The organism is Kitasatospora sp. NPDC059812 (genome assembly GCF_042732075.1).
In the GTDB taxonomy this organism is placed as follows: Bacteria; Actinomycetota; Actinomycetes; order Streptomycetales; family Streptomycetaceae; genus Kitasatospora.
Genome location: NZ_JBHWIO010000011.1, coordinates 39,946 through 42,718, shown reverse-complemented (window position 1 = coordinate 42,718; position 2,773 = coordinate 39,946). Strand labels below are relative to the sequence as shown.

The 2,773-nt window shown below is 70.6% G+C and carries 2 protein-coding genes; both read right to left on the bottom strand.

From position 1 onward, the window contains the following. Positions 1–143: 143 nt before the first annotated feature. Positions 144–1,415, bottom strand: a complete 1,272-nt coding sequence (locus ACFV6D_RS08395; RefSeq protein WP_159398432.1) for an MFS transporter — start codon at positions 1,413–1,415, stop codon at positions 144–146. Then, the gene (locus ACFV6D_RS08390; protein WP_063347739.1) at positions 1,412–2,617 is read right to left on the bottom strand and encodes a cytochrome P450; all 1,206 of its coding nucleotides are present in this window, start codon (positions 2,615–2,617) and stop codon (positions 1,412–1,414) included. The genes ACFV6D_RS08395 and ACFV6D_RS08390 overlap by 4 nt, the downstream gene beginning before the upstream one ends. Positions 2,618–2,773: the final 156 nt, after the last annotated feature.

Sequence of the window (2,773 nt, the reverse complement as noted above, 5' to 3'; positions counted from 1 at the left end):
GTGTCGCGGGGGGGGGGCTGTGGGCGCGGGCGCGGCCCCCCCCGCCGCCTGCGCGCGCCCCCGCGAGCGCCCAGCGGGGCCGTGGGGGCCCGCCGCATCGTGGTGTCAGGGCTTACAACCCGGTTGGGGCGGCCCCGTGCTGGTCATGCGTCAGAGGCGGGGCCCTTGCCGGCGGGCAGCCGGGTCGCCGCGGGCATCGCGAGCCCGGCCGCGAGGAAGACGGCCGCCAGCGCCACCCACCCGTACTGACCGGCCCCGACGACCGCGACCAGGGCGACGGGCGCGGCCACGTTGGCGGCTCCACGGCCGATGGCCAGGACGCCCTGGTACTGGCCGGTGGCGTGCTCGGGCGCGAGCTGGAAGCTGAGCCCCCATTCGCCGGAGACCTGGTACATCTCGCCCCACGTGTGGGCGATCATCCCCAGGCCGAGGACGGCGGTCGCGACCAGGGTGTTCCCCCAGCCGGCGGCGCCGTACAGCAGGCAGGCGCAGCCGAGGAAGAATCCGCCGAGGCGTGAGATCCGCCCCCACAGGCCCGGGGTGGTGTCGTTGCCCTTGGAGCTCACCTGGACCTGGAAGACCACCACCAGGATCGTGTTCAGGACGATCAGGGCGCTGAACAGCCAGGCGGGCGCCTTGGTGTGGGTGACCAGCCACAGCGGAATGGCGATCTCCATGAGGGCGCCGTTCAGCGACAGCACGGCGTTCAGCCCGGTGAACCGCAGGTACCGGAGGTCCTTGAGCGCGGCCCCCAGCGGCTGCTTCTCGCTGTGCGCGGGAGGCGGATGCCGCACGGGCATCCGGTTCAGCACGAGGGCCGACCCCGCGTAGGCCAGCGCCGCGACGACCACCATCGCCTCGTACGCGGCCCGGGTGTCCAGGTACAGGGCCAGGCCGGCGGCTCCCGCACCGAGTGAGATCCCGATGTTGCTCACGACCTGCTGGTGTGCGCGTGCGGTCACCCGCTCCTCGGCCGAGGCGATCAGGGAGACCAGGGCGGGCAGGACCGTGCGGCAGCCCCGCTGCACGACGCCCACCGCGCATGCCGTGGCGGCGAACGGCCAGAAGGAGCCGACGACCAGGTAGCACAGCACCGCCGGCCCCGCGGCGACGGTGAGGACGAGCAGGACCCGCCGCGGCCCGATGCGGTCGGAGAGGTGTCCGATCGGCAGGGCCGCCAGCAGGCCGGCCAGGCTGGCAACCGTGAGCCCGATGCCCACGTCCACCATCCGCAGACCCACCACGCGGGTGAAGAACAGCACGCTGACGGTGGCGAACAGCCCGTCCCCGAGGGTGGTCAGGAACGTGGACAGCGTCAGTCCGCGCACCGGCCCGGCCGGCGGGACCGCCCTGGCGAGGGCCAGCCGGGCAGCGCTCGTCCGGGTCGGGCGAGCCGTCGTATCCGTTTTCGTCACGTGGCGGCAGCCGCCTGGAAGGTGACCGGCAGCGTCGCCAGGTAGCGCATGGTCGCGGTGCGCTGGCGCAGCGGCTCCCCGGCCATCCGCAGGCGTGTGGGGCGCCGCAGAATGGCCTTGATCAGCGCCTGCAGCGTGACCTGGGTGAACAGGTTCCCGACGCAGGTGTGCGGGCCCCGGCCGAATGCCATGTGCTGATTCGGTGTCCGGTCCAGAATGATTTCGTCGGGGCTGGTGAATTTTTCGGGATCGCGGTTTGCGGCGCCGAAAAGCACCACGACGACGTCTCCGCGCTTGAGCTGGACGGATCCGATGGTGACGGGCTCGGTGACGATGCGGCTGGTTCCCTGAACCGAGGCGTCATAGCGCATGAGTTCGTCGAAACCGCTCGACAGCAGTGCCGGGTCGCGCATCGCCTCGAATTTGTCGGGGTTCTCCAGCAGGGCCAGCATGGCATTTCCGGCACCGGCGACGATCGAGCTGTAGCCGGACTGGAAGACGACCCGCACCGTGTTCCGGACAAAGGCGTCGGCGACATCCACCTCGGCGCGGTTGCCGGCGACATGGGCCAGCAGGCCGGGGCGCGGATTGGTGGTGAACCAGGACTCGACCATTTCGCTCAGTCGGCCGCGCGCCTCGATGCCGAGTTTCCTGAGTTCCGCACCGGTCTCGATTCCGTCCCCGCCGGTCTCGGGCGCCAATCCGGCGTCCATGCTCCGCACGATGGCATCCGATATCGCGGCGAAGGTCCTGACGTCCGGCTGCTCGATGCCCATGAGCTCCGAGATGGTCGCCAGGGCGAGCGGCTCGACGACCTCCGACATGAGGTCGAACTCCGCCCTGCCCTCCAGTCCGTCGAGCAGCGACCCGACGAGAGCCTCGCCCTGCTCGCCGACGGCCTCCAGGTCCTGGGCGCGCAGGGCGTTCATGAAGAGGCTGCGGAGCGGGCCGTGGTCCGGCGGGTCGAGGGTCTGCAGGCTCAGCCACGGTTCGGAGACCGACTCGCCGGCCCGCCGCCAGTCCGTCGCGAACACCGCGGGGTCCTGCAGCACCATCTGGCAATCGCGGTACCGGGTCAGCACCCAGCTCTGCATCTTCTCGTGCCAGTGCACAGGCTCCGACGCGCGCAGCTCCGCGTAGACCGCATAGGGATCGGCGAGAGTCGAGCTGTCGAGGGGGTCATAGCGGACCGGGAGTTTCATGGACAATTCCTAGGATTCTTGAACGGCCTATGAGGCCCATGTTCTCGCTGGGCCAAGAGCGTGGGGCCGGGCCCCCCCCTGTCCGGGGCCGGGCCCAAAAAGTCCCGCGATAACCGGCCGTGGCCCCGGTCGGGGCAAAAAATAAATAGTTTTTTT